We start from the raw sequence: 4,654 nt of genomic DNA on the forward strand, positions 1-4,654 counted from the left end.
GCTGGGCGGCAAGGACAACTACCCCGTCGACGAGCGGGCCGGTGACGCCTACACGGCCGTCTTCCCCGGCATCGTCACCATCGCCCGCAGCAGCCGCGCCTTCCTGCGCCGCAACATCACCCATCTGGTCGCCGAGGCGGGCATCCGCCAGTTCCTGGACGTCGGCACCGGCCTGCCCACCGCGGACAACACCCACGAGGTCGCCCAGCGGATCGCCCCGGAGGCCCGGATCGTCTACGTCGACAACGATCCGATGGTCCTGGCGCACGCCCGGGCGCTGCTGACCTCCACGCCCGAGGGGGCGACGGCCTACATCGACTCGGACGTGCTGGACCCGGACCGGATCGTGGCCGCGGCGGCCGGCACGCTCGACCTCACCCGTCCCGTCGCGCTGGTCCTGAGCAACATCCTGGGCCACATCCCGGACTACGACGTGGCGCGCTCCGTCGTCACCCGGCTGATGGCCGCGCTGCCCTCGGGCAGCTATCTGTCCGTCAACGACGGTTCGCGGGGCGTCGACCCGGACTTCGAGCACGCGCAGGACGCCTACAACGAGAGCGGCGCCGCGCCGTACGTGCTGCGCACCGTGGAGGAGATCACGGCGTTCTTCGACGGTCTGGAGCTGGTGGAGCCCGGCGTCGTGTCGGTCCCCCTGTGGCGTCCGGACGTGTCCTCCCCCGCCCCCGAGCCCATCGGTGAGCACGGCGGCCTCGCCCGCAAGCCGTGATCTTCTCGGCCGGCCGCCGCTCGCGCTTCGCCGCCACGGGCGTACCGGCCTGGTCGGGGGGCCGGGTGGTGGCCGCGTCGGCGGTGCTGACGGCGGGGCTGCTGGCGTTCCCCGGCGCGGTGCCCAACTCCGTCGGGCGGGCGGGCAGTCTGCTGGAGACTTTCCTGCCGTGGCTCGGCCTGGTGGTCGTGGTGCTGCTGGGCGTGGCGCTGCTGCGCCGTTCGGCCGTCGCGCTGGTGGCCGTGCTGCTGCCGGTCGCCGCCTGGACGCACCACTTCGGCGGGCTGCTGCTGCCCGCGGCGCGGGCGGGCGGTGACGACCTGGTCGTGGTGCAGCACAACGTCAGCGACGAGAACACCGACCCCGCCGGCACGGCCCGCGCCCTGGCCGGTGCCGGACCCGACCTCATCGCGCTGGAGGAACTGGTGCCGGAGGCGCTGCCGGTGTACGAGAGGAGCCTCGCCGCCCGCTACCCGTACCACGCGGTCCGGGGCACCGTCGGCCTCTGGTCGAGGCATCCGCTGTCGGAGACCGGGCCGGTGGACATCAGGCCGCGCGGCATCACGGAGCCCTGGAACCGCGGGCTGCGGGCGGTCGTGCACACGCCGCACGGGGAGGTCGTCGCGTACGTCGCCCACCTGCCGTCGGTGCGTGTGGGGGCGGCCGGGCTGGCGTCGTCGTGGCGCGACGAGAGCGCCCGCCTGCTGGGCGAGGCCGTCGGCGCCGAGGGACGGGAGAGGGTGCTGGTGCTGGGCGATCTGAACGGCACGGTCGACGACCGTGGACTCGGCCCGCTGACCGCCCGCCTGAACACCGCGGAACGCGGGCTCGCGTTCAGTTTCCCGGCCGGGCTTCCGATCGCCAGGATCGACCAGGTCATGGCCCGTTCGGCGACGGTCCGTCACATCCGCACTCTGCCCGCCACCGGGAGCGACCACCTGCCGGTCGCCGCCGGGATCGCCTTCTGAGCCGGCGCAAGCGAAAACCCCCGTCCCTGGGGGCCAGGGACGGGGGTTTCGATGGAGCGCCGGGCAGGCCTTGCACCTGCATTTCCCCGCAGGAAGCGGGACGTCTTGCCTTAGACGACCAACGCACGGACATCCACCGGGTGGTGACTGGACGACCTGAGAAGACTCTAACGCAGTCGCCCCGGAGACGCACACCGGGGCGTCCCCCAGGCCGCTTTGCTTTTCTTTTACGATCCGGGAACCGCCCCCGGCCCGGGAGCGTTCAACCTGACGGACCGCGATGTGACGCGACCGCAGACAAGTCGGACACGCAGCAGAAGCCGAGGTGGCACGAGTGGCGATGTGGGACCGGATCAAGGACCAGGCCAGGACGCTCCAGCAGTCCCAGGGCTCGCGGGGTACGGGCGGGCACGCGCAGGGACAGGGGCAGCAGGCGTTCGGCCGGCCGGGCTCCTCGTCCTCCGGCGGCTCCAGGACCCAGCTGATCGGGCTGTTCAAGTCCCAGCTGGCGTCGGTGAAGACGGAGCTGAAGAGCGGTGCCTACCGGGACGCGAGCATGGCCATGTGCGCGCTGGTGGCGGCGGCCGACGGCCGGGTCGAACCGGCGGAGCGGCAGCGCGTGGAGGAGCTGATCGTCTCCAACGAGGTCCTGCAGAACTTCCCCGCGGACCAGCTCCGTCAGCGGTTCAACCAGCACGTGGACCGGCTCCTGGCCAACTTCGAGGCGGGCAGGGCCGAGGCGCTGCAAGTGATCGCCAAGGCCGCCAAGAAGCCCGCGGAGGCCCGGGCGGTCGTCCAGACCGGCATCGTCGTCGCCGGCGCGGACGGGGTCTTCGAGCCGGCCGAGCAGCACGCGGTGCGGGAGGCGTGCACCGCGCTCGGCCTGTCCCCCACGGAGTTCGGCGTCTGAGCGTCCCGCCGGCCGCCGGAGCGGAAAGCGTTTGACGCGCGTCGGCCCCCAGGGATCGGATGGCGCCCATGAGTTCAGGGCAGACACGTCCCGGCACGCACCCCGTCGACGACGACCTCGTACGACGGCTGGTCGCGGGCCGGTTCCCCGAGTGGGCCGGCCTGCCGGTGCGGCGGTATCCGTCCGGCGGCACGGTCAACGCCATGTACCGGCTGGGAGACCGGCTGGTCGTGCGGCTGCCGCTGCTAGAGGGCGGGGCCGCGGACGTGGTGGCGGAGCGCCACTGGCTGCCCCGCCTCGCGCCCCTGCTGCCCGCGTCCGTCCCCGAGGTGGTGGGGGCGGGGGAACCGGCGGAGGGCTATCCGTGGCCCTGGTCGGTGTACCGGTGGCTGCCCGGGGAGGTCCCCGAGGAGGGGGCGCTGAGCGATCCGGTGGGCCTGGCCGGGGATCTGGCCGGGTTCGTGGCGGCGATGCGCGGCATCACCCTGCCGGGAGCGCCGCCCGCGTACCGCGGGGGTCCGCTCGCCTCGCTCGACGTGTCGACGCGGGCGGCGATCGAGGAGCTGCGCCGGATTCCCGAGGAGGGCGTCGACGGCGATGCCGTGACCGCCGTCTGGGACGACGCGCTCCGCGCCCCCGTCTGTGACGCGCCGGTGTGGCTGCACGCCGACCTGATGCCGGGCAATGTGCTGATCCGGGACGGCAGGCTCTCCTCCGTCATCGACTTCGGCTGCGCGGGCACGGGCGACCCGGCCTGCGATCTGTTCCCGGCGTGGAATCTGCTGCCGGCCGGTGCGCGGGAGGTCTTCCGCGAGGCGCTCGGTGTGGACGACGCTACCTGGCGGCGCGGCCGGGGGCGGACGCTCTCCCAGGCACTGATCGCGCTGCCCTACTACCGGGAGAGCAACCCCGCGATGGCCCGCAACGCCCGGCACGTGATCCGGACGGTGCTGGAGGAGACCGGGCGCCGGGCAGCGGTGACGCCGGGTCAGCTGTCGTAGTCGACGGTCAGCGTGTCGGACGCCGGGTAGGACTGGCAGGTCAGGACGTAGCCGGCGTCGACCTCGGCGGGTTCCAGGGCGTAGTTGCGCCGCATGTCGGCCTTGCCGTCGGTGACCAGGGCGCGGCAGGTGCCGCAGACGCCGCCCTTGCAGGCGAACGGCAGGTCGGGCCGGGTCTGCTGGGCGCCGTCGAGGAGGGACCGCTCCCGGGACAGGGAGGCCGTCGTGGACCGGCCGTCCAGGGTGACGGTGACCTCGCTGACCGGCCCCTCGGGTCCGGCCTCCTCGTGGCGCGTCTCGCGCACCGGCTCGTCGTCGGCGAAGAACAGCTCGCGGTGGACGCGGTCCGCGGGCACGCCGAGGCCGGTGAGGACCCGCTGGGCGTCGAGGACCATGCCGTGCGGTCCGCACAGCCACCAGTGGTCGGCGTTCTCCACGTCGACCAGGGCGTCGACGAGCGCGGCGAGCCGTTCGGCGTCGAGGCGGCCGGAGAGCACCTCGGCCTCCCGGGGCTCGCGGGACAGCACGTGGGCGAGCTGGAAGCGGGCGGGGTGCAGGTCCTTCAGGTCGGCCAGTTCGTCGGCGAACATCACGGTGTCGGTGCGGCGGTTGCCGTAGAGCAGCGTGACGGTGGAGCGGTCGTCGGCGGCCAGCACCGACTCGGCGATGGACAGCATGGGGGTGATGCCCGAGCCCGCCGCGATGAGCACATGGTGGCCGGGGGCGGTGAGGTCGGGGGTGAACAGACCGGTGGGGGCCATCACCTCGACCGTGTCACCGGGCCGCACCTCGTTGACGAGCCACTGCGAGAACAGGCCGCCCGGCACCACGCGGACCCCGATGCGCGGCGCCGCACCGGCCGGCGAGCAGATCGAGTAGGAGCGGCGCTCGTCGCGGCCCTCGATCTCGCGCCGCAGCGTCAGCGACTGCCCCGGCGCGAACGCGAACTCCCCGGCCAGTTCCTCCGGGATGTCGAAGCCGACGGCCACCGCGTCCGCGCACAGCCGCTGGACGGCGGCGACGCGCAGACGGTGGAAGGCCGGGCGGC

General features: G+C 73.6%; 5 protein-coding genes. 4 read left to right on the forward strand and 1 reads right to left on the reverse strand.

What is annotated here, in order from left to right; all coding sequences use genetic code 11:
• The 4 genes from GTW67_RS27590 to GTW67_RS27605 form a co-directional block, all read left to right on the forward strand.
• A partial coding sequence (locus GTW67_RS27590) for an SAM-dependent methyltransferase (protein ID WP_161167482.1) occupies nt 1-727 on the forward strand: 727 nt, incomplete at its 5' end.
• On the forward strand, nt 727-1,695 hold the full coding sequence (locus GTW67_RS27595; protein ID WP_524539828.1) for an endonuclease/exonuclease/phosphatase family protein: 969 nt from the start codon (nt 727-729) through the stop codon (nt 1,693-1,695). The genes GTW67_RS27590 and GTW67_RS27595, both read left to right, overlap by 1 nt.
• Nucleotides 1,696-2,029: 334 nt before the next feature.
• A complete protein-coding gene (locus GTW67_RS27600) occupies nt 2,030-2,605 on the forward strand; it encodes a TerB family tellurite resistance protein (protein ID WP_161167483.1) in 576 nt (191 codons plus the stop codon).
• Nucleotides 2,606-2,673: 68 nt separating this feature from the next.
• The gene (locus GTW67_RS27605) at nt 2,674-3,606 is read left to right on the forward strand and encodes an aminoglycoside phosphotransferase family protein (RefSeq protein ID WP_161167484.1); all 933 of its coding nucleotides are present in this window, start codon (nt 2,674-2,676) and stop codon (nt 3,604-3,606) included.
• Here the strand turns inward: GTW67_RS27605 and paaE are convergent.
• A partial coding sequence (paaE, locus tag GTW67_RS27610; RefSeq protein WP_161167485.1) for a 1,2-phenylacetyl-CoA epoxidase subunit PaaE occupies nt 3,594-4,654 on the reverse strand: 1,061 nt, incomplete at its 5' end. The genes GTW67_RS27605 and paaE overlap by 13 nt on opposite strands.

The sequence above is a fragment of the Streptomyces sp. SID5910 genome, from assembly GCF_009862125.1.
GTDB lineage: Bacteria > Actinomycetota > Actinomycetes > Streptomycetales > Streptomycetaceae > Streptomyces.